The organism is Actinomadura sp. 1N219 (assembly GCF_044326405.1).
Lineage (GTDB): Bacteria > Actinomycetota > Actinomycetes > Streptosporangiales > Streptosporangiaceae > Spirillospora.
Window position 1 is genome coordinate 270,559 of sequence record NZ_JBIRAY010000004.1, and the last position, 23,282, is coordinate 293,840.

Sequence of the window (23,282 nt, forward strand, 5' to 3'; positions counted from 1 at the left end):
CCTCAGACCGTGAGGGGAAGGCGGACCTCGAAGCGGCAGCCGGGCCCTTCGTTGGCGACGCCGATCTCGCCCGCGTGGGCCTCGACGATGCCGCGCGCGATCGCGAGCCCGAGCCCCGCGCCGCCGCCCGGCGTCCGGGCCGCCTCGCCGCGGAACGCGACGTCGAACACGCGCGGCAGGTCGTCCTCCGGGATGCCGCCGCAGGCGTCCGCCACCGTCACCCGGGCCACGTCGCCGTGCACCTCGCCGATGACCTCGACGACGCCGTCGCTCGGCGTGTGCCTGATCGCGTTGACGACGAGGTTGCGGAGCGCGCGGCCGAGCTCGCCCGCGTCCACCTGGACGGGCAGGCCCTCCCGGACGTCGCCGTGCAGCCGGACGCCCTTCGCCCTGGCCAGCGCCTCCGCGCCCGCGACCGCCTCGGCGACCAGGTCCGCGAGGCCGACGCGCTGCCGGGACAGGCGCAGCGCCCCGGCGTGGATGCGGGACAGCTCGAACAGGTCGTCCACCATCTCGGTGAGCCGCTCCACCTCGACGCGGATGCGCCCGTGGTACCGCTGGACGGTGTCCTGGTCGGCGACGACCTCGTCCTCCAGCGCCTCGGCCATCGCGCGCAGCCCGGCGAGCGGCGTGCGCAGGTCGTGGCTCACCCAGGCGACCAGCTCGCGGCGGCTGGTCTCCAGGGCCTGCTCCCGTTCGTGGGACGCGGCGAGACGGTCGTAGGCGGCCTCCAGCTCGCGCGACAGCTCGGCCAGCTCGGCGGGCAGGCGCGCGGGCGGCGGCCGGAACCGATCGGCGCGGACGGCCTCCACCAGCGTCCGGTTCGCGGCGACCAGGCGGCGTCCGAGCAGGACCGACACGCCCATCGCGACCAGCCCGGCGGACATCACCACCGCGAGGACGACCGAGCGGTCATGGTCGTTGATCAGCATCAGGAACGAGATCACGAGGATGCCGGAGACGGTCGCCAGCACGGTCGCCGCGCCCACCACCAGCAGTTGCGTCGCGACCGACCGCCCGCGCAGCGCGTACAGGGCGCCGAGCGCGACGGCCGCGACGACGAGCGCGGCGAGGGCCGCGTAGAAGACCACCAGGAGGAGATCCTCGAACGGGATCATCCGGCGTCCCCGGTGCGGTCCGCGGGCTCGGTGCCGTCCGCGGGCTCGGTGCGGTCCGCGGGCTCGTAGCGGTAGCCGACGCCCCAGACGGTGACGATGCGGCGGGGCGCGGTCGGGTCGTCCTCGATCTTCTCGCGGAGCCTCCGGACGTGCACGGTGACGGTGGAGGAGTCCCCGAACGTCCAGTCCCAGACCTGTTCGAGCAGCTGCTCGCGGGTGAACGCCTGCCGGGGATGGCGGAGCAGGAACGCCAGCAGGTCGAACTCGCGGGACGTGAGCGACAGGTGCTCGCTGCCCAGCCCCGCCTCGTGCGCGCTGACGTCCAGGATGAGGTCGCCGTCACGCAGCGGCCCGAGCAGCCCGGACGGTCCCGCCGGGACGAGCGACCCGCGCGCCCGCCGCAGCACCGACCGGACCCGCAGGGCCAGCTCGCGCGGGCTGAACGGCTTCGTCACGTAGTCGTCCGCGCCGGTCTCCAGGCCGACGAGCCGGTCGGTCTCCGTGCCGAGCGCGGTCAGCATCACGATCGGGACCGTGGACGTCTCGCGGAGCCGCCGGCACACCTCCAGGCCGTCCATCCCGGGCAGCATCAGGTCGAGGACGACGAGGTCCGGCGGATCGTCCAGGGACCTGGCCCTGCGCAGCGCCGCCGGGCCGTCCGCGACGCAGACCACGTCGTGCCCGTCGCGGGCCAGGTAGCGGGCGACGACCTCGGCCACCGTCGGGTCGTCGTCGACCACCAGGACGCGGCCGGCATGGGACACGGAGTTCACGTCCTCACGCTACGGCCACCGCGGCCGTTCCGGTTCGCACGTCATCACCCTGTAAGGAACTGATCACGACACGCGTCGCCTACGTCGCATCACGGGGGGATCGTCGCTTTAATGGCCCGATGGCCGCTCCCACCCGCACCGCCACCCCCGCCGGCGGGGTCATCGCCCTGATCCTCCTCGGCGGCGCGGTCGCGACCGCCGTCGGCACGATCATGACGTTCGCCGCCGTCTACCAGACGGACGTGCTGGCGCACCTCCGGCACTCCACCGCCTACTACGCGCTGCAGTGCGTGATCGTCGGCGTCTTCACGGCGGTCGGGCTCATGCTCACCCGCCCGCGCGGCCCGGTCGCGCCGATCGCCGCCGCGATCGCCGCGATCGTCGCCCTCTTCGTCGGCATCCGGGTCGGTCTGCTCCTCTACACGTTCACCCACGGAGGGGCCCCCGGCGACTACGTCATCGAGGTGCTGAAGCCGCACTTCGACGCCTGGGACCTGCTGGCGCCGCTGGCGGCCGGGGCGATCGGCGGGCTGCGGGTGCTGATGGTCGCGAGCAGCCTCGCCCCGCGCCACCCGTCCGGCCAGCCCTTCGGCCAGGCGCCAGGACAGCACTTCGGCCAGGCGCCAGGACAGCACTTCGGCCAGCCTGGCGTCCCCGGGCAGCCGATGCAGGGCCAGCCGATGCAGCCTCCGCCGCCGTACCAGGCTCCACCCGGTCCCGGTTTCGGCCCTGGTCCTGGTCCAGGTCAGGGTGCGCCCCCGGGCGGGTCTCAGGGTGGTGCTCCGCCGTACGGCGGGGGCTGAGGCGGTCCAGGGTCGTCCCCAAGAGTGATGACCTTCGCGGGACGACCGCATACGGTTGGGGTCATGGGTAAGACGATCCTGACCGTCATCGGCGTCATCCTCGCGATATGGCTCGCGATGACCGCCATCGGCGCGATCCTGTCGATGCTGAAGTTCTTCTTCTTCATCGGCTTCGTCGCGGTCCTGGTGGTGCTCGCCGTCACCGCCGTGTCCAAGATGTCCAAAAGTCGTTAGCAGGCCCTTGCCGGGGCCACGCCGGTGACCGCATGATGCCGGGACAACCAGGCGGTCATCGGCGAAGGGACCTACCGTGCCGGGTCTGACGGAGACGCTGCGCGAGCGGGCACGCTCGCATCCGGGCCGTGTCGCCTACATCGCGGGCGACACCGAGATCACCTACGGCGACTTCGACCGGCGCGCCGACCGCGTCGCGGCCGCGCTCGCCGCCGCCGGCGTCGGGTCCGGCGACCGGGTCGCGATCCTCGACAAGAACTCGCTCGAATACGCCGAGCAGCTCTTCGGCGCGCCGCGGATCGGCGCCGTCCAGGTCCCGGTGAACTACCGGCTGGCGCCGGACGAGGTCGCCTACATCGTCAACGACGCGCAGGCGAAGGTCTTCATCGTCGGAGCGGACTTCGTGCCCGTCCTGGACGCGATCGCCGAAAAACTCCAGCACACGACCCACCTGTTCGTCATCGACGGCTCAGACGACCGCTACGACGACTACGCGGCCTGGATCGACGGCGCGCCCGAAACCCCACCGTCGGAATCGGAATACGTCACCGACACCGAGGACGTTTTCGCCCAGCTGTACTCGTCGGGCACCACGGGCCTGCCCAAGGGCGTGATGCTGACGCACGACAACTACTTCGCCGCACTGACCGCGACCAACGACACGTGGAACGTCGACGACACGTCCGTCCTCATGGTCGCGATGCCGATGTACCACGTGGCGGGCAACATGCTCACCATCTCCGCGATCTACAACGGCGTGCCCGGCGTGATCGCCCGCGAGCCCGACCCGACGCTGATCGCGCGGGGCATCGAGCGGAACCGGGTCACGCACATCTTCCTCGTCCCGGTCCTGCTGCAGTTCATGCCGCTGATCCCGGACGTCACCGCCTGCGACATGTCCAGCCTCCGGCTCATGCTGTACGGCGCGTCGCCGATCAGCGAGGACGTGCTGCGCGGCGCGATGCGGATGCTGCCGGACACCGACTTCATGCAGGTGTACGGGCTGACGGAGGTCACCGGCGCGATCGTGACGCTCCCCGCCGAGGACCACGACCCGGACGGCCCGGCCGCGCACCGGCTGCGCAGCGCGGGCCTGCCCAACCCCACCTGCACCCTCAGGATCGTCGACCCGGCGACGCAGGAGGACCTGCCCACGGGCCAGGTCGGCGAGATCCTGTGCCGGACGCCGCAGAACATGAAGGGCTACTGGGGCATGCCCGAGGCGACGGCCGCCGCGCTGTCCGGGGACAACTGGTTCCGGACGGGCGACGCCGGCTACCTCGACGAGGACGGCTACCTCTACATCCACGACCGCGTCAAGGACATGATCATCTCCGGGGGCGAGAACATCTACCCCGCGGAGGTCGAGAACGTCCTGATGGGTCATCCCGACATCAGCGACTGCGCGGTCATCGGCGTCCCGGACGCCAAGTGGGGCGAGACGCCCAAGGCGATCGTCGTCCTGACCTCGGAGGACGTCACCGACAAGGACATCATCGGCCACTGCCGCGACCGCCTCGCGCACTTCAAGTGCCCGACGACGGTCGAACGCCGCGACGCCATCCCCCGCAACCCCACCGGCAAGATCCTCAAACGCGAACTCCGCGCCCCCTACTGGGAGGGCCAGGACCGCCAGGTCCACTGACCGGCCTACGGGAAACCGGCCTAGGGGAAGCGGATCACCGCTGACATGGGGCGGTGGTCGGACGCCTTCGCCCGCTCGGCGGGGACGCTGCAGGAGACGGCGGCGGACCTGGTGATGAAGAGGTAGTCGGCTTTCTCCACTGCGGCGCCCGTCCAGTCTTGCCGCGTCATTGCGCCCGCGCGGGACGGCCCGGACTGGTCGCATTCCTCGTACGCCCGATACAGCGGATCGAACGCCGGGCTCTCCGGCGCGGCGCCGAGATCGCCGCCGAAGAGCACGCGCCCCGTGCCCGCGAGAGCGGCGAGCGCGCTGGCCTGCTTGCGTCGCCACGCGGCGTCCCCGGACGGGTCGAGCTGCGTCACGCAGACCCGGGTCGTCCAGGACGGGACCTCCCCGCACAAGGCCACCGGCGCCCGCCCGGCAGGCGAGGGAAGTTCGGTACGTTCCATCCCCGCAAGCGGAGCCTCAGTCCCGATCGCGACGCCCAGACGGCCCTGCCCCTGCGCACAGGACGCCCCCTTGGACGGCGCGGCGAACGCCCAGCCCCACCCAGAAGCGGCCTTCTTGAAGGCACGCACGTGCCCTTCGCAGACCTCCTGCAGCAGGACGGCGTTCGCCGCGACCGTCCGTCCGCCGACCTCGGTGGCCCGCATCCGCTGCGTGACCTGCTTGGACAGCGCTCCCGGATCGGCGCCGAGCGGGCAGCCCGGCTCAGCGCCCCCGCAGACGTTCCAGGTCATCGCGTTGATCGTGACGGGTTCCGGACGCGGCGCGGCGCCGTCGGCATGGGCGGCGGGCGCGGGAGCGCCGTCGCCCTGCAGGCCCTCGATGCTCGCGCCGGTCGCGGCGGCGGCGACGACCGCGGCGGCGGCGCAGATCGAGAGAAGCGGAATCAGGGCGCGGGGGGATCGCACACGTTCTCCAGGTGGGGGGTCAGCCGGGGACGATTCCGGAATCCCACCACAACAAGATCGCATCGCGCCAGCGATTCCCGCCCAAGGGGCCCGGCGAGAAGTTTCGCCGGACCCCTGGGCGCCCGCTAGTCGAGCAATCCGGTGACCGTGCCCGCGCCGACCGTCCGGTTGCCCTCGCGGATGGCGAACCCGAGGCCCTCGGTCATCGCGACGGGCCTGCCCAGCTCGACGGCCATCTCGACCGAGTCGCCGGGCATCGCCATGCGGCCGTCGCCGCCGAGGTCGACGCCGCCGACCACGTCGGTCGTCCGGAAGTGGAACTGGGGCCGGTAGCCGTGGAAGAACGGCCTGCTCCGTCCGCCCTCGCCGGCCGTCAGGACCCGGACCTTCGCCCGGAATCGCAGGTGCGGCCGGATCGCGCCCGGCGCGCTGACGACCTGGCCGCGCCGGACCTGGTCCCGCCGGACGCCGCGCAGCAGCATGGCGGTGTTGTCGCCGGCCTCGGCGTGGTCCATCGACTGGCCGAACGTCTCCAGCCCGGTCGCGACCGTGCGGAACGACTCCCCGAGCCCGACGACCTCGACGGCGTCGCCGACGCGCAGGAGCCCCTGCGCGACCACGCCGGTCACGACGGTGCCGCGCCCGGTGATGGTGAGGACGCTCTCGACCGGCAGCAGGAACGGCCTGTCGAGCACCCTCTCCGGCACCGGCACGTACGCGTCGATCGCGGCGAGGAGGTCGACAATCCGGGCCGTCCAGTACGGGTCGCCCTCCAGCGCCCGCAGCCCGGACACCCGGACGACGGGGATCTCGTCCCCGGGGAACCCGTACTCCGACAGCAGCTCCCTGACCTCCAGCTCGACGAGGTCGAGCAGCTCGGCGTCCTCGACCAGGTCGGCCTTGTTGAGCGCGACGACCACGTGCCGGACCCCGACCTGCCGGGCCAGCACGATGTGCTCCCGCGTCTGCGGCATCGCCCCGTCCTGCGCGGACACGACGAGCACGGCCCCGTCCACCTGCGCCGCCCCCGTGATCATGTTCTTCACGTAGTCGGCGTGCCCTGGCATGTCGACATGGGCGTAGTGCCTGGTCGCGGTGGCGTAGTGGACGTGCGCGACGTTGATGGTGATGCCGCGGTCGCGCTCCTCCGGGGCCCGGTCGATCCGGTCGAACGGCACGGCGGACGCCATCCCGCGCTCGGCGAGCACCTTCGTGATCGCCGCGGTCAGCGTCGTCTTGCCGTGGTCGACGTGCCCGATCGTGCCGATGTTCACGTGCGGCTTGTCGCGCTCGTAAAGCTGCTTGGCCATTGTCCTGTCCTCACTGGTGGATCCGGTGAGAACCCGCTTGGGCCACCCCCCTCCGCTGGTTCTCCGGAAGGTGGGACGGAGAGGGGTCAGCGTCGCAGGCCGTCGACGGCTGCCGAGAAGGCAGCCGGCACCGCGCTCAGCAGGCCGAAGGCCGCGAGCGTCGAGGTGCCGGCTGCGAGGAACATGGTTCGAAGGCTACGAGCCGGATTTCGCCACGTCGACAGGTTTTCCACCTGCGGGAAGACGCAGCAGAAGCAACCCCGCGGCGGCCCCGGCGAACTGGAACGCGGCGATCGCGAGCACCAGCCCGATCGGCCCGATCGCGTCGGCGGACGCGGCGGTCAGCGCGGCCCCGACCGCCGAGGCGGCGATCTTGAGGCTGCCCGCCGTCGTGTTGACCTGGCCGAGCCGTCCGGGCGGCGCCTCCCGCTGCCGGAGCATCAGCGTCGCCGCGAACACCGGCCCCTCGCTGATCCCCGCGGCGACGAAGGCGGCCGTCGCCCACGCCAGCGACGGCGCGACGGCGAGGGCGGCGAGCGAGGCCCCGAACGCGACCAGCCCGGCGAGCATGACCGGCTCCGCGTGCCTGGGCGTCAGCCAGCGGCTGGACGCCAGCGACCCGATCAGCGAGCCGACCGCCATCGCGACGAGCAGCCGTCCGCCCGCGCTCGGAGCCGCGCCGATGTGCTCGGCGAGCAGCACCGCCGTCACCGCGACCCCGCCGAACCCCATCCACGCGAGCGTCGTCGCCACCGTCAGCGCCCGCAGCACCCGCCCCTTGGCCAGCACCACCAGCCCGCCGGTGACCATCGAGGACCACCCGCCCACCTCCGCCTTCCCATCAGCAGGCGGCCCGGTGAAGGGCAAGAGCGGAAGCGTCAGCAACCCCAGAACACCAGCGATAACAATGGCGACCCCGGCATACTGCCCACCCGCCAAGGCAGCGAGCCCGGCGGCCAGCCCCGGCCCCGCAATGCCCGCCAGGTTGTAACTGGACGCCTCAAGCCCGTAAGCCCGCGAAAGCCGCCCCGGCGGCACGAACCGCGGCAGCAAACTGGTAAGCGCCACCACCACCGGCTCAGTGCACCCGATCACCGCCGCAACGATCAGCGCGAGCACGAGCGGCGACCGCCCTGCCATCCCGAGCAGCAGCGCCGTAGCGACGGCATACCCGGCCGCGAGCGCGACGGCGACACCACGCGGCCGCGCCACCCTGTCCACGACGATCCCGAGCAACGGCCCGCTCAGCACGTACGGCAGCGTCATCGCCGTCTGCAGATACCCGGCACTGGCGGCGTCCCCCGTCCGCGCCTGGACGGTCAGGACCAGCGCCGTCGCGACCCCCTCGGCCGACACCCGCAATAGCGTCGCCGACGTGAGGTGCAGCGGCAGCGCCGCCGATCTGCCGATCACCCTCCGCATGGTGACACAGCGGAGGGACAGAAGATCCTGCCGCCTAAACTGCAGAGTGTGACGGCAGCGAAGACGGCGCACGAGCATCGGGTCACCAGCGAGGTCGGACGGCTGCGGACCGTCCTCCTGCATCGTCCCGGCGCGGAACTGAAGCGGCTCACCCCCCGCAACAGCGACAAGCTGCTGTTCGACGCGATCCCCTGGGTCGGCCGGGCCCAAGAAGAACACGACGCGTTCGCCGAGGCCCTCCGCTCACGCGGCGTGGAGGTCCTCTACGTCACGGAGCTACTGCAGGACGCCCTGGAGTACGAGGCCGCCCGCGAGCAGGCCATCGCGGACGCCATCGTCGACCTCCGCCTCGGCGACCAGCTCCGCCGCGTCGTCGAGGAGTACCTGCGCGACCTCGACCCCGAGAACCTCGCCCACACGCTGATCGCGGGCCTGGCGCACGAGGAGCTGAAGGCGGGCCACGGCCTCGTCTACCGGCTGATGAACCGCCTGGACTTCATCGTCGACCCGCTCCCCGGCCTGCTGTTCACCCGCGACAACAGCACCTGGATCGGCGACCGCGTGGCGGTGACGAGCCTCGCGATGGAGGCCCGCCGCCGCGAGTCCGCGCTGACGGGCCTCGTCTACACCCACCACCCGCGCTTCGCGGACGTCCAGCCCGTGTACACCCCGGCCTTGGAACACCTAGAAGGCGGCGACGTCCTCCTACTGACCCCAGGAGTGATCGCCGTAGGAACCGGCGAACGAACAACCCCCGCAGGCGTAGAACGACTGGCCCGCCAGGTCATCGGCGCAGGACTGGCGCACACCGTCCTGGCCGTCCCCATTGCGCAGGAACGCGCCACCATGCACCTGGACACCGTCTGCACGATGGTCGACGTGGACACCGTCGTCATGTATCCCCCGGTCGCCCACTCCCTCACCGCCCACACGGTCACCCTCCACAACAGCGACCTCCACGTAAGCGGCCCGCGCCCCTTCCTAGAGGCAGCCGCCGAAGCCATGGGCCTGGACCGCCTGAAGGTGATCGACACCGGCCTCGACCCGGTAACCGCAGAACGCGAACAGTGGGACGACGGCAACAACACCCTCGCCGTATCCCCACGCCTCTGCGTCGCCTACGAACGCAACATCGAAACGAACGCCCAACTGGAGGCGTCCGGCATAGAGGTCATAAGAATCACCGGCAGCGAACTGGGCACAGGCCGAGGCGGCCCCCGCTGCATGTCCTGCCCAATCCTCAGAGACCCCCCAGCCACATAAGCGCCAAGCGCAACCGGCCGGACACACTGACCCCAGCCACCACCGCAACCACGCGACAACCTCAACGCCTGCGATCGCGTCCGAAGGCAGGTTTCGAGCCTGCGAGAAACCTGATCGCGCAGCGAGCCGCCAAGGCGAGACGAAGCGATGCAGCGATCGCGCGCGTTTTTCGACGATGGAGGGCCGCCAGGCCCGAAGGAGGAGAAAAAGGCAAAAAAATACAGCTCGGGCGGTGTCGACGGGGGCACGACAACGCCCGAGCTTGGGGAGGACACTACAAGGTCGGCGGGAGATTCTCTAGGTGGGGCCCGGTCAAGCCGGGTATGCCCTGCTCGCGGCGGTCCCGTTTCGGGTTCCGTCACGCAGATCGTCCGGTTCGTCCGTGAGGTCGGGGAAGTCGGCGAGGTCGGGGACGACGGTGTGCGCTCCGGCGGGGGCGGCCTGCCCGTTCTTCCCGCTGGGCGACCTGGGGGCCCGCAGGACGGCCCAGACCGTGGTGGAGCCGTCCTCGTGGCGGACGCCCCAGCCCTCGGAGAGGGCCTCGACGATGCCGAGCCCGCGCCCGCCGAGCGAGGACAGGGTGCCGGGGCCGCGGCGCGGCTCGGTCATGGCGCCGCCGTCGCTGACCTCCAGTTCGAGGACGTCGCCGCGGCGCAGCCAGCAGACCCGCACCTGGCCGGACGGCAGCGGGCGCGCGTGGCGGAGGGCGTTGCTGAGCAGCTCGCTGACGATGACGCTGGCGTCGTCCACGACGGACTCGTAGACGCCCGAGTCGACCAGCTCCGAGCTGAGGCGCCTCCGGGCGACCGCGACGCTGGACGGTGCGTGTGGGAGCAGTACGACGCTCGACGCCCTCACCTCCCCGTGGTTTCGTGAGCTCGGATGAGTCCCGTCACCGCTCTTCCAGTACGACCGAAATGCCCTGATGGCCGGGACCGGAAACACGAACGGTTCATTCGCCACCTGCACAACGAGTCACCGGCCATCCGGTCACGGTGATCACCCCCGCATCGGTATCCCGTCACGAACGGCAACCATCCAAGGATCTATCCAGCCAACGGCGGATTTACTCCTCCGGCGCTCGTTTCGTCCGTCACACCCGGCGGACGCCGCACTTTCCCGCAGGGGAGCGGCCGCGACGACCGTCGAGACCACATGAATGCCCTGGTCACGGCCGTCTTATCGTGGCGGGACGGTTCGGGTTTGGTTACGCTGAGTAGTCACAGGACGGCCCGTCCGGTCACTGACGGGAGACGTTGACGCCAGGGCGATGCGGGCGGTCAGGGCGCGGTCCGGAGGACGAGCCGCATGCACGTTCCGTCACCGGCATGCGCGCCACCTGCGGGTCCGTGGCCCTCTGTGTCGTGCAGAAGAACGTTCGGACGGTGTACCGAACCGTCCGATCGGAGGGGCTCGTCCCGCCGCGCCGGGCCTGTGTGAGATCCCTCACTTTTACGGTGCCGGGCCGGATGTGCGGAGATCGTTCCGCCCTGTTCCTCCGTGAGGCGTTTGACGATGTACAGGCCGAGCCCGATGCCGCCGAACCGCCGCCTGTCCCCGGCGTCCCCCTGGACGAACCGCTCGAAGATCCGCTCGTGGTCGCCGGCGCGGATGCCGACGCCCTCGTCCTCCACGGTCACCACGATGCCGGTGCCCTCGCGGACGGCCCGGACGCTGACCGTCCCGCCGTCCGGGGAGTACTTGAACGCGTTCTCCAGGAGCTGCCCGAGGATGATGTCGGTCGCCATCGCGTCCCCGCGGCAGGACGGCAGGCCGGGCTCGATCTCCAGCTCGACCCGGTGCAGCGGCGACAGCGACCGGAACCCGGCGACGACGCCCTCCAGCACCCGCGTCAGGTCGAACGACTCGATCGTCACGGTCAGCTCGTCGGCGCCCGCGCGGGAGCCGAGCAGCAGGTGCTCGACGAGCCGGCCGAGCGACTGGGCGCGTTCGGCGATGGTGGCGACGGCGGCGCGGCGGTCGCCGTCCGACAGCTCGTCCCACCGGTTGACCAGCGTGGACGCGAACCCCTGCACGACCGTGATCGGGGTGCGCAGCTCGTGGCTGGTGGTGGCGAGGAACAGGTCCTTGGCCTCTTCGAGGGCCTTCGCCTCCGACACGTCGCGGAAGTCGACGACCAGCTCGCCGGTCTCCTCGATCTCGGCGGCGAGCACGTTCAGCCACGTCCCGGACTCCAGCCGGAACGTCAGCATCTCGCCGAGCGCGGGCATGCCGAACGGCAGCGGCCGCCCGATCGCGTCCTCCGGCGGGACGCCGGTGAGCGCGTGCGCGGCGGGGTTCCACTGCCGGACGACGAGATCCTGGTCGAGCACGGCGATCCCGTCCGCGCTGGAGTCGATCACGGCGCGCTCGTGCGCCCGCTGCCGGACGACCTCCGCGTACGCGACGGCGTTGCCGACCGCGACGCCCGCGTGCCCGGCGAGGAGTTCCAGCAGCTCCAACTCGGTGTGCCCGACCTTGTGTCCGGAGAACAGGGCGTACAGCGCGCCGTACGGGCGGTTCTGCAGGTACGACAGGCCGAGCGCGATCGTGTGCAGCCCGGACAGCTCGGACCAGATCAGGTCGCCGAGGCGCTGCTCGCCCGTCGCGAGCTTGACCGTCTTGCCCGACCGCAGCAGCTCCCCGACCAGGCTCGTCTTCAGGTCGGCGGACGTGCCGCGCATGTGCTCCGGCAGCCCGGACATGTTCACCAGCCGCAGCCGGTCGCCCTCGATCCGCGCGAACCCGCCCGCGTCCGCGCCGGTCAGCTCGATCAGCGCGGCGGTGATCCGGTCGAGGACGACGGCGAGGTCCAGCTCGGCGTTCAGGTCGGCGACGATGTCGTTCAGCCGGCGGACGAGCCGGGCCCGCTCCGTCATGTGGTGCTGGACGATCTCGTCCTCGCCGACCGGGTGGTACACGCCGACCCAGCCGAGCAGGGTGCCGGACGGGTCCTTCAGCAGGCTCGTGTCGATCCGGACGTCGATGAGGCGGCCGTTGCGGTGGAACCGGCGGGTCGCGATCGAGATCTGCCCGCCGTCCCCGTCGCCTTCCGCGGCGTCGTCACCGGCGCGGCGGGTGAGGAGCCGTTCCTGGACGGCGTTGTGCTCGGCCTTCAGCTCGTGCGGGACGATCGGCGGCACCCGTCCGGCCATCTCCTCGGCCGTCCAGCCGAACATGCGCTCGGCGGCCGGGTTCCACACGGTGACCCGGTGCCGCTGGTCCACGGCCACGATCGCGTCGGCGGCGCTCTCGATGACCGCCCGCGCGATCGGGTCATGGACGTGGTGATGCACGCCTGTCATCGTGCCACCGGTCTCCGGCGCCGCGCCGGGTAACTTACGCCGAAACTTTCTGCTGAAACCCCGTACGAACAGGAACCTTACTTTTTAGTAAGCCTGCCGATGAGGAGCGCGGCGGCCCCGGCGACCAGGAACGACAGCAGCGAGGCGCTCATCCAGCTCTGCGGGCCGAAGCGCAGCACGTCCTGGACGTCCTGCCAGAAGCCCGCCCATCTGGTGACGGTGCCGGGGTTGATGAGCTGGTAGACGACGAACCCGGCCGCCCAGGCGGCGATCATGCCCCAGCGGGACGGCGCCGTCCGGGACACGTCCCAGCCGCGTCCACGGCGGCGGCGTCCGAGGAAGAAGTCAGCGGCCAGGACGCCGAGCATGGGCACGAACACCGATCCGATCAGTGACAGGAATCCGGCGTAGTCGCCAATGTCCAGCGCCAGCGCGAGCACCGTGACGATCACGCCGAGCGCGACGCTCAGCACGCGCCGGTCGGCGCGCGGGACGAGGTTCTGGATCGACACGGCCGTGGAGTAGGTGTCGGCGAACGACTGGTCCGCCTCGCGCAGCACGAACACCGCGAAGAACACCACGCCGAGCGTGACGTTGAGGAACGGGTCGAAGACCTTCGACGAGTCGCCCGCCACGAGCGCCAGCGCCAGCAGGCCGAGCACGTACGCGACGATCTGCGTGACCGAGTAGCCGACGGCGGCGGCGCCGAACGCGGCCCGTTCCGTCCGGGAATGCCGGGTGTAGTCGGCGGCCACCGGGACCCAGGAGATCGACACCGCCAGCGCCGCGTCCGCCCCGATCCAGAAGCCGCCCCACGACCCCTGCGTCAGGTCGGGCAGCGGCTCGCGGAGGAGCTGGACGTAGAAGTAGACCAGCGCGATCGCCACCGCGACCGTGACGTAGCGGCGCAGGATCCGCACGGAGCCGAGCGGCCAGATGGTCAGGACCGTCGTGAGGGCCCCGGCGGCGACCACGTAGCCCCAGCGCGGCACGCCGTCCCACAGATGGCGCGCCGCGTCCGCGATGACGATCAGCTCGAACGTTCCCCAGCCGATGAGCTGCGCGACGTTCAGCACGGTCGGCGCGTACGACAGCCGCGCGCCGAACAGGCCGCGGAGCAGCACCATCGCGGGCTGGCCGGTGCGCGCGCCCGGCACCGCGGCGAGGCCCAGCATCAGCCCGCCCAGGGCCGTTCCGACGGCCATCGCCACGATGCCCGCCATGATCGACAGGGTGGGCCGGCCGTCGGCTCCCGGCGCCAGGACGGTGTAGGCACCGGAGAAGGCCAGCAGGCTGACCCCGAGGTTCGCCCAGAAGGCGCTCTGGTCCCAGAAGCCGAGCACCCTGGGCGCGGGCTCGTCGAGCGTGAACGGTGCCTCGCTGTTCGCACGCGCCGCACCAGCGCGCGCATCAACCTCGGACGCCACGGGACAACACACTCCCTACGCCGGCATTACCCGGACAGGTTCATGCGGTCGGCGGCGCCTCTAAGGCCGCCCTCTCAGCCCGGCATGCACCCGTCCGGTATGTACCGGTCCGGCGCGGCCCGAGCTCCCGCGGTCATCGGTCGGGCCCGATCGTACAACCGCCCGACTTCCCCCAAAAGGACACAGATCACTAAAAGGGCGCGGATCGCCCCGGAGTCAACCGATCATGCGCGGCCCCGTCCCGGCCACATATGGCCGGGCCGCTTCAGGCCACGTAGGGGGCCCCGTCGCCGCCGCCCTCCATCGGACGACCCGCCTCGACCCAGCCCTTCATCCCGCCGTCGACGTTCCTGGCCAGCCAGCCCGCCTGGTTGAGCGCCACCGTCACCTGCGCGGACCGCGCCCCGGACCGGCAGATCACGTAGACCTCCCGGTCGCGGGGTACCTCGCCGGCACGATCGCCCAGCTGGCCCATGGGGATGTGGACCGCAGCGGGGGCGTGGCCCGCGTCCCACTCGTCCTGTTCCCGGACGTCCAGCAGGTAGCCGTCCTGCGGTACGTCAGCGGCTCCCACCGCCGGCACGTCGTCCCCGAAATTCATCACACCCCCATGGAACCGCGCGAAGCCCCCCTGCGTCGAATCACGCATGCGGTATCGGACGCTCCTTTTCGCGTCGCCCGGGCTGGCCATGGTGCTGTCCCTGGCCGCCTGCGGCGACGAACAAGCCAAGGGGACCCCCGCCGACAAGCCTTCGGGCACGACGTCCGTGCAGCCCTCCGGCACACCGGCGGACACCCTCACCATCAACGTCAAGGCCTCCAAGGAGGCCCCCGCCAAGACCTGGACCCTGAACTGCGAACCGCCGGGCGGCGACCATCCCAAGGTCGCCGACGCCTGCGCGGCCCTCACCAAGGCCAAGGACCCCTTCAAACCCGTCCCCAAGGAACAGCAGTGCACCATGATCTACGGCGGGCCGGAGCTCGCCACGGTCAAGGGCACCTGGCAGGGCAAGGAGATCAACGCCGAGTTCTCGCGTGACGACGGCTGCCAGCTGCACCGCTGGGAGCAGGTCGGCCCGCTCTTCGGCCCCGTGCCGAAGGTCCGCTGAACGAGCCATCCCCGTTCCGGCTCCGTCCAGACAACCACGACTACCCATCGGCTCCGCCCGGTCATCCGGGCGGGGCCTGTTTCACTTCAGGAGGCGGGACATCCGGCGGTCGGCGAGGGGCTTGCCGCCCGTCTGGCAGGTCGGGCAGTACTGGAGGGACGAGTCCGCGAAGGACACCTCGCGGACCGTGTCGCCGCAGACGGGGCATTTCTGGCCGGTCTTGCCGTGGACGCGCAGGCCGGTCTTCTTCTCGCCCTTGAGGTCCTGGGCCTCCAGGCCGCGCGAACGTTCCACCGCGTCGCGCAGGGTGGTGACGATGGCGTCGTGCAGGGTCGCGACGTCGTCCTCGGTCAGCGAGGCGGCGATCTTGAACGGGGACATCTTCGCGACGTGCAGCACCTCGTCGGAGTAGGCGTTGCCGATCCCGGCGATCACCTTCTGGTCGCGCAGCAGGCCCTTGACCTGGGTGCGCTTGCCGTCGAGGATCGCGCCGAGCGCCGCCGGGGTGAACGCGTCGTCCAGCGGGTCGGGGCCGAGGGACGCGACGCCGGGAACGTCCGAGGGGTCGCGGACGACGTAGACCGCGAGCCCCTTCTTCGTCCCGGCCTCCGTCAGGTCGAAGCCGGAGTCGTCGTCCAGATGGACGCGCATGGCCAGCGGGTTCTTGCCGCCCGGCCGGACGGGCCTCGCCGGGATCTCGTCGCGCCAGCGCAGCCAGCCGGCCCGCGCCAGATGGATCACCAGGTGCAGGCCGTCCACGTCGAGGTCGAGGAACTTGCCGTGCCTGGCCGCGCCGGTGACGGCGAGCCCGCCGAGCGCGGTGATCGGCGGGTCGTAGGTCTTCAGCGCGGAGATGGCGAGAACGTCCACGCGCGCGATGACGTGTCCGACGACGCGCTCCCGCAGGAACCCCGCCAGCGCCTCCACCTCAGGAAGTTCGGGCATGGCCTCAGTATCGGCGAAGAGGGGCGATGGCTGTGTCCACAGGGCTGTGGAAGCCTGTGGAAAAGCTTGTGCACAACTCCGGACGCGGCGGGGCGCCGGGCGTTTACAGGGTCGATACCTCAATGAATCCCCGCAAACCACCGGACGGGGCCGGGGACGGCCCGTCACCGAGGGTGTGGATAACTTCCGCGTAACAACCCGCCGGTAACCGCCCCGAGCGGCCCCAAGACCCGACTCGGCGGGCATGTGACCGGGATCTCGAAATAACCCCTAGGGGGTACGGGTTGCCACGGGTGAACCGTTATGGCAGCATGAGGGCCGCGAGATACCCCCTAGGGGTAAATATTCGAGGGAGTCGCCAGATGAGCACCACCACCTACACCGTCACCGGAATGACCTGCGGCCACTGCGTCAGCTCGGTCACCGAGGAGGTCGAGCAGATCACCGGGGTGACCGGCGTCGAGGTCGACCTGCCGACCGGCCGGGTCACCGTGACGAGCGACGCGCCGATCGACGACGCCCTGGTCAAGGACGCCGTCGAAGAGGCCGGTTACGCACTGAAGCCATGACCGGCGCGCCCCCCGCAGCGGCGGGGTGCGCCCCCTGAACACCGTGCCCCCCGGGCACCGGGTTGGAGTGATCGGAATGAACAACGCGATCAAGCTGGGAGCTTACGCCGCCGGGCTGGCGGTCGTCTTCGGCGGCGCCGCCGGCGTCGGCAAGGTCGTCGGACCCATTGGCGCGTCGGCCGAGACCGCGTCCCACGGCGGCGGCCACGGCGGAGGCGCGAGCGGCGGCGATGGCGGTGGGGCGACGTCGAACCCGCCCGGCGGCCTCCAGGTCTCCGAGGACGGCTACACGCTCGTCCCGCGCAAGACGACGCTGACCCCCGGCAAGCGGACCGACTTCCGGTTCACCATCAACGGCCCCGACGGCAAGCCCGTCACCGGGTTCAAGCCCCTGCACGGCAAGCGCCTGCACCTGATCGTGGCGAGCCGCGACCTGTCGGGCTTCCAGCACCTGCACCCGTCCGAGGCGGGCGGCGGCGTCTGGACGGTCTCGCTCACGATCCCGAAGTCCGGCGTGTACCGGTTCTTCACCGACATCCAGCCGGACGGCGCGAAGCGGCAGCTCACGCTCGGCACCGACGTGTTCGTCCAGGGCGACCTGCGGACGGCGCCGCTGCCGAAGCCCGAGCAGGTCGCGAAGGTGGACGGCTACGAGGTGACGCTGTCCGGCGGCCTCACGCCCGGCAAGTCCACCGAAGTCACCCTCTCGGTGAGCAAGGACGGCAAGCCCGTCACGGACCTGGAGCCGTACCTGGAGGCGTACGGCCACCTGGTCGCGCTGCGCCAGGGCGACCTCGCCTACCTGCACGTCCACCCGGACGGGGAGCCGGGCGACGGCGAGACGAAGCCGGGCCCCGGCATCACGTTCTTCGCCGAGGCGCCCAGCACCGGCGCCTACCGTCTCTACCTGGACTTCAAGCACGAAGGCAAGGTCCGGACGGCCGAGTTCACCGTCCACGCGGGGAACGCGCAGGTGCCCACCCAGGAGAACGGGGGCGGCCACGATGACACGCCCCACACCCACTGACCCGTCCCGAACGATCGACGCAGAACGCAGAGGAGGGCGACGATGAGCACGGACACCGCGTCCGGGCAGATCGAGCTGGCGATCGGCGGGATGACGTGCGCATCGTGCGCCAACCGCATCGAACGGAAGCTCAACAAGCTGGACGGCGTGACCGCGACGGTCAACTACGCCACCGAGAAGGCCAAGGTCGAGTACGCCGAGGGGGTGTCCCCGGACGAGCTGATCGCCACGGTCGCGAAGGCCGGCTACAGCGCGGAGCTCCCGGCCCCGCCGAAGCCCGAGCAGGGCGCCGGCGGGGAGGCGCCGGAGCAGGAAGACGGCCTCCGGGCGCTGCGGCAGCGGCTGCTCACCGCGATCGTCCTGTCGATCCCGGTGATCGCGATGGCGATGATCCCGGCCCTGCAGTTCGAGGCGTGGCAGTGGCTGTCGCTGACGCTGGCGGCCCCGGTCGTCGTGTACGCGGGCTGGCCGTTCCACAAGGCCGCGTACACCAACCTGCGGCACGGCGCGGCCACCATGGACACGCTGATCTCGCTCGGCACGCTGGCCGCGTTCGGCTGGTCGCTCTGGGCGCTGTTCTTCGGCACCGCCGGCGAGCTGGGCGTCAAGCACGGGTTCGAGTTCTCGATGTCCCGGTCGGACGGGTCGATGAACATCTACCTTGAGGCCGCGTCCGGCGTGATCATGTTCATCCTGGCCGGGCGCTACTTCGAGACGCGGTCCAAGCGCCGCGCCGGGGCGGCCCTCCGCGCGCTGCTCGAACTGGGCGCGAAGGAGGTCTCGGTCGTCCGGGACGGGCGCGAGGAGCGGGTGCCGGTCGACCGGCTGACCGTGGGGGACGTGTTCGTCGTCCGCCCCGGCGAGAAGATCGCCACGGACGGGACGGTCGAGGAGGGCTCGTCCGCGGTGGACGCGTCCATGCTGACCGGCGAGTCGGTCCCGGTGGAGGTCGGTCCGGGCGACACCGTCGTCGGCGCGACCGTGAACGCGGGCGGGCACCTGCTCGTCCGCGCGACGCGCATCGGCTCCGACACCCAGCTCGCGCAGATGGCGCGGCTCGTGGAGGACGCGCAGACGGGGAAGGCGCAGGTCCAGCGGCTCGCCGACCGGATCTCCGGCGTGTTCGTCCCGGTCGTGATCGCGCTGGCGCTCGGCACGCTCGGGTTCTGGATCGGCACCGGCGAGCCCCTCGCCGCCGCCTTCACCGCCGCGGTCGCCGTGCTGATCATCGCCTGCCCGTGCGCGCTCGGCCTCGCCACCCCGACCGCCCTCATGGTCGGGACGGGACGCGGCGCGCAGCTCGGCATCCTGATCAAGGGCCCGGAGGTGCTGGAGTCCACCCGGAAGATCGACACGATCGTCCTGGACAAGACGGGCACCGTCACCACCGGGCGGATGGCGCTGGTCGACGTCGTCACCGCCGAGGGCGTGGACGAGGCCGACGTCCTGCGGCTGGCGGGGGCGCTGGAGAACGCGTCCGAGCACCCGATCGCCCAGGCGATCGCGAAGGGAGCGGTGGAGCGCGTCGGGGATCTCGGCACGGTCGAGGACTTCGCGAACGTCGAGGGCTTGGGCGTCCAGGGAGTCGTGGACGGTCACGGCGTCCTGGCGGGCCGTCCGCAGCTCCTCGCCGAATGGTCGCAGCACCTCACGCCCGACCTCGAACGCGCCATGGCGGACGCGCAAGCACTCGGCCACACGGCCGTCGCGGTCGGCTGGGACGGCGGGGCCCGCGCGGTCATCACCGTCGCGGACCAGGTCAAGCCGACCTCGCAGGAGGCGGTCGACCGGCTGCGGGCGCTCGGGCTGCGTCCCGTCCTGCTGACGGGCGACAACGAGACGGTGGCCCGCACGGTCGCGGACGCGGTCGGGATCGACGAGGTCATCGCCGAAGTCCTGCCGCAGGACAAGGTGGACGTCGTCAAGCGCCTCCAGTCCGAAGGACGGACGGTCGCGATGGTCGGGGACGGCGTCAACGACGCCGCCGCGCTCGCGCAGGCCGACCTGGGCCTCGCGATGGGCACCGGCACGGACGTGGCGATCGAGGCGTCCGACCTGACCCTCGTCCGCGGGGACCTGCGGGCCGCGGCCGACGCGATCCGGCTGTCCCGCCGCACGCTCGGCACGATCAAGGGCAACCTGTTCTGGGCGTTCGCCTACAACGTGATGGCGCTGCCGCTGGCGGCGGCCGGGCTGCTGGTCCCGATGATCGCGGGCGGCGCGATGGCGTTCTCGTCGGTCTTCGTGGTCAGCAACAGCCTCCGGCTGCGCCGCTTCAAGGCGCTCTGAGCGCTAGCGGCCTTCGTCCGTGTGATCTCCGGTGGAGATCACACGGACGTTGCTCGTCGCGTCGGTGCCCGCCGCCTGGGCGAAGAGCGGTTCGATCCGCCCGGCCCGCCGGACCCGCCGCCAGGCCCACGCGTAGAAGCCGACCGTGAGGACGAGGAGGAGCGGCGCGAACCCGATCGGGTGGTCGGTGAGCCTTCCGGCATAGGCGTCCCCTCCCGGGCCGAGCCGGACCTTCACTTCCCGGCCGACGTCCCCATGACCGACTCCCTCGATGAAGCCGGATTTCGACGTCCCGGCCTCGGTGAGCCAGGTGCCGGTGCACACCAGGTCGGGCGACCTGCCCTCCTGCTGCGTCTCGTAGTCGCATTTCGCCACGCGGGCCGTCGCGGTCTCGCCCCAGAGCGCGGTGTAGGCGACCATGCCGCCGATCACGCTGAACAGGGCGACGATGAGGAACCAGCAGGCGCCCGCCAGGACCAGGCGTCCCCGGTACTCCCTGGCGGCCTTCTCCAGCCATCCGGCCATGGTGATCGTCCCCTCCGCCGACTAGGACGGCGATGCGGGACGAATGGTTCGGAGCGGGCACCGGCGCCCGCCGGGGGTCACGCGTCCGGGGACATGCGGCGCAGCGCGCTGAGCACGGGCACGAGGGACGGAGCGTCGGCGGCCGCGTCCAGCGCTTCGGTGAGGGTTTCGGCGTAGGTGGGGGCGGCCTTGTCCTGGACGGCCCGTCCCTCGTCCGTGATGACGGTGTAGACGCCGCGGCGGTCCTTGGGGCACATGGCGCGGCGGGTGAGACCGGCGCTCTCCAGCCGCGCGACGAGGCGGCTGACGGAGCTCTGGTTGAGGCCGATGAGGTCGGCGAGCTCCTGCATGCGCAGCTCGCCGTCCTCGGCGCGGGACAGGCGGCACAGCGCCCGGTACTCCGACAGCCCGAGCCCGTGGCGGCGCTGGAGCGCCTTGGACAGCTGATGCTCGACCCGCCCGTGCAGGGTGACGACGCCGTCCCAGAGCAGGCCGTCCGCGGTGGTGGTCTTCGCGCCAGCGCCCATTTCGCGCCCCTCTCTCTTGACGCCAGCATACATGCAATGTGAACATCTGCATGTACATACAAGTTATTCAGACGAAAGGGCTCGACGATGACCAGTCCGCTGCTGCTGCCCTACGAGGGACCGCACCTGACGCTCCGCAACCGGATCGCGATGGCGCCGATGACGCGCAACCGGGCGGACGACGCGACGGGCGTCCCGAACCCCCTCACCGCCGAGTACTACGCGCAGCGCGCGACGGCCGGGCTGATCGTCACCGAGGGGATCTGGCCGGGCGTGCTCGGCAAGGGCGAGCCCCGCGTCCCCGGCCTCACGACGGACGCGCAGGTCGCCGGGTGGCGCGCGGTGACCGAGGCCGTGCACGCCGCCGGCGGGACGATCTTCGCCCAGCTCTGGCACGTCGGCCGCATGACGCACCCCCGCACCCTGCCGGGCGGCGCGACGCCCGTCGCCCCCTCGGCGGTCCGGATCGAGTCGGCGAAGATCCGCACGACCGAGGGCCGCGTCCCGCATGTGACGCCGCGCCCGATGACGACCGCCGAGGTGGAGGCGACGGTCGCGGACTTCGCCACTGCAGCCCGGAACGCCGTGCGGGCCGGGTTCGACGGGGTAGAGGTGCACGGCGCGAACGGCTACCTCATCCAGCAGTTCCTCGCCGAGAACACCAACCGGCGCACCGACCGTTACGGCGGCTCCCGCGACGGACGGCTGCGCTTCGCACTCGACGTGGTGACCGCCGTGGCCGCCGAGATCGGCCCTGGACGCGTCGGCCTGCGGATCTCCCCCGACAACCCCGAGAACGAGATCGCCGAACAGGACCCGAAGGGCACCTACCGCGCTCTCGTGGACGCCCTCGACCCGCTCGGCCTCGCTTACCTGCACATCATCCAGCGCGGCGCGTACGAGGCCCTGGCCGACCTTCGTCCACGCTGGTCAGGCACGCTGATCGGCAACTTCAACGGCCCCGCCCCAACCTCACAGAAGGCCGGCGAGGAAACCGTCGCCGCGGGCCTGGCCGACATCTTCTCCTTCGGCCGCCTGTTCATCTCCAACCCCGACCTACCCACCCGCTTCGCAACCGGCGCCCAACTCACCCCGCACATCCCCAACCTGGTCTACGGCGGCGGCGCCGCGGGCTACACCGACTACCCAGCACAATCAGGCGGACGCACCCAGCCCAGCCACCACCGCAACCACGCGACAGCCTGAACCGTCGCGATCGCGTCCGAAGGCAGGTTTCGAGCTTGCGAGAAACCTGATCGCGCAGCGAGGCGCCAGGCGAGACGGAGCGATGCCAGCGATCGCGCGCGTTTCTCGACGATGGAGGGCCCCCAGGGCCCGAAGGAGGAGAGAAATGCTATGAACAGGGGATGTTCCAGAAGGCGATCTCGTGGTGCATGCCTTCTAGGAAGAGGCGTTCGGCTGTTTTGGGGTCGGCGGCGGATTCGTCGATCATTTGGGCTATGCGGGTGGTGAGTTCGGCGAAGGCGGGGTCGGCGTAGGTGTCGACCCAGCGGCGGTAGCGGGGGTCGGACGGCGGGTTCTCGGCGAGGCGCCGTCCGAGTGTGGAATATCCCCACATGCAGGGGTAGAGGGCGGCGAGGCCGTCGGCGTATGTGGCGGCGCTGTCCAGGAGGAACGACGTGTAGGCGGCGCAGGCCGGGCCCTTCTGCGCGCCGTCCAGGTCGGCGGCGAAGCTCGCGGAAAGCGATCGGTGCAGGTCGAGCTCGTCGTGGAACGTCGCGTAGGCGAGGTCTACCAGGTCGCCGAGGTGGGCGGCGGGGGCCTGCCAGGCGAGGCGGGAGAACACGCGGACGTAGTCGTGGAGGAAGAGGTAGTCCTGCTCCAGCCAGGAGCGGAATATCGACTCGTCCAGGGTTCCTTGGGCGATGCCCTCCACGGTGGGGTGCTTGAGCTGCTCGTCCACCAGCGGACGGCCGAGCTCCTCCAGATGCGCCGCGAGACTCATGGCCGCAGTCTCGCATCCCCCAGGGGCCGGAAATGATCAGACCCCGCCGAGTCGTGCGACCCGGCGGGGCTCTGATCTTGCGCCGGTGTGTGGGGTCGCCTCTCGGCGAAA

The 23,282-nt window shown here is 71.2% G+C and carries 22 protein-coding genes and 1 riboswitch; of the genes, 9 read left to right on the plus strand and 13 right to left on the minus strand.

Going from position 1 to position 23,282, the window contains the following annotated elements; genetic code table 11:
- Nucleotides 1–2 precede the first annotated feature (2 nt).
- Both ACH35V_RS16070 and ACH35V_RS16075 read right to left on the minus strand, forming a co-directional pair.
- Complete coding sequence (locus ACH35V_RS16070; RefSeq protein ID WP_395973089.1) at nt 3–1,118, minus strand: sensor histidine kinase; 1,116 nt, start codon at nt 1,116–1,118, stop codon at nt 3–5.
- Nucleotides 1,115–1,882, minus strand: coding sequence for a response regulator (locus ACH35V_RS16075; protein ID WP_395973425.1), 768 nt, complete (start codon nt 1,880–1,882; stop codon nt 1,115–1,117). Before ACH35V_RS16075 ends, ACH35V_RS16070 begins: the two co-directional genes overlap by 4 nt.
- A 128-nt stretch (nt 1,883–2,010) precedes the next feature.
- Between ACH35V_RS16075 and ACH35V_RS16080 the strand changes: the two genes are divergently transcribed.
- From ACH35V_RS16080 to ACH35V_RS16090, 3 genes are all read left to right on the plus strand, one after another.
- A complete protein-coding gene (locus tag ACH35V_RS16080) occupies nt 2,011–2,694 on the plus strand; it encodes a hypothetical protein (protein WP_395973091.1) in 684 nt (227 codons plus the stop codon).
- Between the two features lie 63 nt (nt 2,695–2,757).
- Nucleotides 2,758–2,928: a hypothetical protein gene (locus ACH35V_RS16085; protein ID WP_165964166.1), complete on the plus strand. Its 171-nt coding sequence runs from the start codon at nt 2,758–2,760 to the stop codon at nt 2,926–2,928.
- A 76-nt stretch (nt 2,929–3,004) separates the two neighbouring features.
- Nucleotides 3,005–4,573 carry a long-chain-fatty-acid--CoA ligase gene (locus ACH35V_RS16090; RefSeq protein ID WP_395973092.1) on the plus strand — a complete coding sequence of 523 codons (1,569 nt, stop codon included), beginning with the start codon at nt 3,005–3,007 and terminating at the stop codon, nt 4,571–4,573.
- A 20-nt stretch (nt 4,574–4,593) separates the two neighbouring features.
- Here the strand turns inward: ACH35V_RS16090 and ACH35V_RS16095 are convergent, their stop codons facing one another.
- From ACH35V_RS16095 to ACH35V_RS16105, 3 genes are all read right to left on the minus strand, one after another.
- On the minus strand, nt 4,594–5,487 hold the full coding sequence (locus ACH35V_RS16095; protein ID WP_395973093.1) for an endonuclease/exonuclease/phosphatase family protein: 894 nt from the start codon (nt 5,485–5,487) through the stop codon (nt 4,594–4,596).
- Between the two features lie 125 nt (nt 5,488–5,612).
- Nucleotides 5,613–6,797 (minus strand): elongation factor Tu, encoded by a 1,185-nt coding sequence (gene tuf / locus ACH35V_RS16100; protein WP_395973094.1) that lies wholly within the window; start codon nt 6,795–6,797, stop codon nt 5,613–5,615.
- Between the two features lie 195 nt (nt 6,798–6,992).
- Complete coding sequence (locus tag ACH35V_RS16105) at nt 6,993–8,210, minus strand: MFS transporter (RefSeq protein WP_395973095.1); 1,218 nt, start codon at nt 8,208–8,210, stop codon at nt 6,993–6,995.
- Nucleotides 8,211–8,267: 57 nt separating this feature from the next.
- Between ACH35V_RS16105 and ACH35V_RS16110 the strand changes: the two genes are divergently transcribed.
- Nucleotides 8,268–9,482, plus strand: coding sequence for an arginine deiminase (locus ACH35V_RS16110; RefSeq protein WP_395973096.1), 1,215 nt, complete (start codon nt 8,268–8,270; stop codon nt 9,480–9,482).
- A gap of 312 nt (nt 9,483–9,794) precedes the next feature.
- Here the strand turns inward: ACH35V_RS16110 and ACH35V_RS16115 are convergent, their stop codons facing one another.
- From ACH35V_RS16115 to ACH35V_RS16130, 4 genes are all read right to left on the minus strand, one after another.
- Nucleotides 9,795–10,340 carry an ATP-binding protein gene (locus tag ACH35V_RS16115; RefSeq protein WP_395973097.1) on the minus strand — a complete coding sequence of 182 codons (546 nt, stop codon included), beginning with the start codon at nt 10,338–10,340 and terminating at the stop codon, nt 9,795–9,797.
- A 422-nt stretch (nt 10,341–10,762) separates the two neighbouring features.
- A complete protein-coding gene (locus tag ACH35V_RS16120; RefSeq protein ID WP_395973098.1) occupies nt 10,763–12,787 on the minus strand; it encodes a PAS domain S-box protein in 2,025 nt (674 codons plus the stop codon).
- Between the two features lie 77 nt (nt 12,788–12,864).
- Complete coding sequence (locus ACH35V_RS16125) at nt 12,865–14,214, minus strand: purine-cytosine permease family protein (RefSeq protein ID WP_395973099.1); 1,350 nt, start codon at nt 14,212–14,214, stop codon at nt 12,865–12,867.
- Nucleotides 14,209–14,318, minus strand: a riboswitch (TPP riboswitch). It overlaps the preceding gene by 6 nt.
- 161 nt (nt 14,319–14,479) lie before the next feature.
- The gene (locus ACH35V_RS16130) at nt 14,480–14,815 is read right to left on the minus strand and encodes a rhodanese-like domain-containing protein (RefSeq protein WP_131965873.1); all 336 of its coding nucleotides are present in this window, start codon (nt 14,813–14,815) and stop codon (nt 14,480–14,482) included.
- 46 nt (nt 14,816–14,861) lie between these two features.
- Here ACH35V_RS16130 and ACH35V_RS16135 point away from each other — a divergent pair, with 46 nt between their 5' ends.
- On the plus strand, nt 14,862–15,323 hold the full coding sequence (locus ACH35V_RS16135) for an SSI family serine proteinase inhibitor (RefSeq protein ID WP_395973100.1): 462 nt from the start codon (nt 14,862–14,864) through the stop codon (nt 15,321–15,323).
- Nucleotides 15,324–15,404: 81 nt separating this feature from the next.
- On the opposite strand, the gene ACH35V_RS16140 is transcribed toward ACH35V_RS16135, so the two are convergent.
- Nucleotides 15,405–16,268: an Fpg/Nei family DNA glycosylase gene (locus ACH35V_RS16140; protein ID WP_395973102.1), complete on the minus strand. Its 864-nt coding sequence runs from the start codon at nt 16,266–16,268 to the stop codon at nt 15,405–15,407.
- Between the two features lie 362 nt (nt 16,269–16,630).
- Here ACH35V_RS16140 and ACH35V_RS16145 point away from each other — a divergent pair, with 362 nt between their 5' ends.
- The 3 genes from ACH35V_RS16145 to ACH35V_RS16155 all read left to right on the plus strand — a co-directional run bounded on the left by ACH35V_RS16145 (nt 16,631) and on the right by ACH35V_RS16155 (nt 20,153).
- Nucleotides 16,631–16,837, plus strand: a complete 207-nt coding sequence (locus tag ACH35V_RS16145; RefSeq protein ID WP_395973104.1) for a heavy-metal-associated domain-containing protein — start codon at nt 16,631–16,633, stop codon at nt 16,835–16,837.
- Between the two features lie 76 nt (nt 16,838–16,913).
- Entirely contained in the window at nt 16,914–17,864 is a 951-nt protein-coding gene (locus ACH35V_RS16150) for a hypothetical protein (protein WP_395973106.1), read from the plus strand.
- 42 nt (nt 17,865–17,906) lie between these two features.
- The gene (locus ACH35V_RS16155) at nt 17,907–20,153 is read left to right on the plus strand and encodes a heavy metal translocating P-type ATPase (RefSeq protein ID WP_395973108.1); all 2,247 of its coding nucleotides are present in this window, start codon (nt 17,907–17,909) and stop codon (nt 20,151–20,153) included.
- Between the two features lie 3 nt (nt 20,154–20,156).
- Here the strand turns inward: ACH35V_RS16155 and ACH35V_RS16160 are convergent, their stop codons facing one another.
- Both ACH35V_RS16160 and ACH35V_RS16165 read right to left on the minus strand, forming a co-directional pair.
- Complete coding sequence (locus tag ACH35V_RS16160) at nt 20,157–20,678, minus strand: hypothetical protein (RefSeq protein ID WP_395973110.1); 522 nt, start codon at nt 20,676–20,678, stop codon at nt 20,157–20,159.
- Between the two features lie 77 nt (nt 20,679–20,755).
- Entirely contained in the window at nt 20,756–21,205 is a 450-nt protein-coding gene (locus ACH35V_RS16165; protein WP_395973112.1) for a MarR family winged helix-turn-helix transcriptional regulator, read from the minus strand.
- Between the two features lie 87 nt (nt 21,206–21,292).
- Between ACH35V_RS16165 and ACH35V_RS16170 the strand changes: the two genes are divergently transcribed.
- Nucleotides 21,293–22,411 carry an alkene reductase gene (locus tag ACH35V_RS16170; protein WP_395973113.1) on the plus strand — a complete coding sequence of 373 codons (1,119 nt, stop codon included), beginning with the start codon at nt 21,293–21,295 and terminating at the stop codon, nt 22,409–22,411.
- A 148-nt stretch (nt 22,412–22,559) separates the two neighbouring features.
- Here ACH35V_RS16170 and ACH35V_RS16175 read toward each other — a convergent pair whose 3' ends face one another.
- Nucleotides 22,560–23,171 carry a TenA family protein gene (locus tag ACH35V_RS16175; protein ID WP_395973115.1) on the minus strand — a complete coding sequence of 204 codons (612 nt, stop codon included), beginning with the start codon at nt 23,169–23,171 and terminating at the stop codon, nt 22,560–22,562.
- Nucleotides 23,172–23,282 lie beyond the last annotated feature (111 nt).

Excerpts from the sequence above, each read along its gene's own strand:
- ACH35V_RS16070 (WP_395973089.1), bottom strand. The coding sequence starts at position 1,118 with ATGATCCCGTTCGAGGATCTCCTCCTGGTGGTCTTCTACGCGGCCCTC.
- ACH35V_RS16080 (WP_395973091.1), top strand. The coding sequence starts at position 2,011 with ATGGCCGCTCCCACCCGCACCGCCACCCCCGCCGGCGGGGTCATCGCC.
- ACH35V_RS16085 (WP_165964166.1), top strand. The coding sequence starts at position 2,758 with ATGGGTAAGACGATCCTGACCGTCATCGGCGTCATCCTCGCGATATGG.
- tuf (WP_395973094.1), bottom strand. The coding sequence starts at position 6,797 with ATGGCCAAGCAGCTTTACGAGCGCGACAAGCCGCACGTGAACATCGGC.
- ACH35V_RS16120 (WP_395973098.1), bottom strand. The coding sequence starts at position 12,787 with ATGACAGGCGTGCATCACCACGTCCATGACCCGATCGCGCGGGCGGTC.
- ACH35V_RS16130 (WP_131965873.1), bottom strand. The coding sequence starts at position 14,815 with ATGAATTTCGGGGACGACGTGCCGGCGGTGGGAGCCGCTGACGTACCG.
- ACH35V_RS16135 (WP_395973100.1), top strand. The coding sequence starts at position 14,862 with ATGCGGTATCGGACGCTCCTTTTCGCGTCGCCCGGGCTGGCCATGGTG.
- ACH35V_RS16140 (WP_395973102.1), bottom strand. The coding sequence starts at position 16,268 with ATGCCCGAACTTCCTGAGGTGGAGGCGCTGGCGGGGTTCCTGCGGGAG.
- ACH35V_RS16145 (WP_395973104.1), top strand. The coding sequence starts at position 16,631 with ATGAGCACCACCACCTACACCGTCACCGGAATGACCTGCGGCCACTGC.
- ACH35V_RS16150 (WP_395973106.1), top strand. The coding sequence starts at position 16,914 with ATGAACAACGCGATCAAGCTGGGAGCTTACGCCGCCGGGCTGGCGGTC.
- ACH35V_RS16155 (WP_395973108.1), top strand. The coding sequence starts at position 17,907 with ATGAGCACGGACACCGCGTCCGGGCAGATCGAGCTGGCGATCGGCGGG.
- ACH35V_RS16160 (WP_395973110.1), bottom strand. The coding sequence starts at position 20,678 with ATGGCCGGATGGCTGGAGAAGGCCGCCAGGGAGTACCGGGGACGCCTG.
- ACH35V_RS16165 (WP_395973112.1), bottom strand. The coding sequence starts at position 21,205 with ATGGGCGCTGGCGCGAAGACCACCACCGCGGACGGCCTGCTCTGGGAC.
- ACH35V_RS16170 (WP_395973113.1), top strand. The coding sequence starts at position 21,293 with ATGACCAGTCCGCTGCTGCTGCCCTACGAGGGACCGCACCTGACGCTC.
- ACH35V_RS16175 (WP_395973115.1), bottom strand. The coding sequence starts at position 23,171 with ATGAGTCTCGCGGCGCATCTGGAGGAGCTCGGCCGTCCGCTGGTGGAC.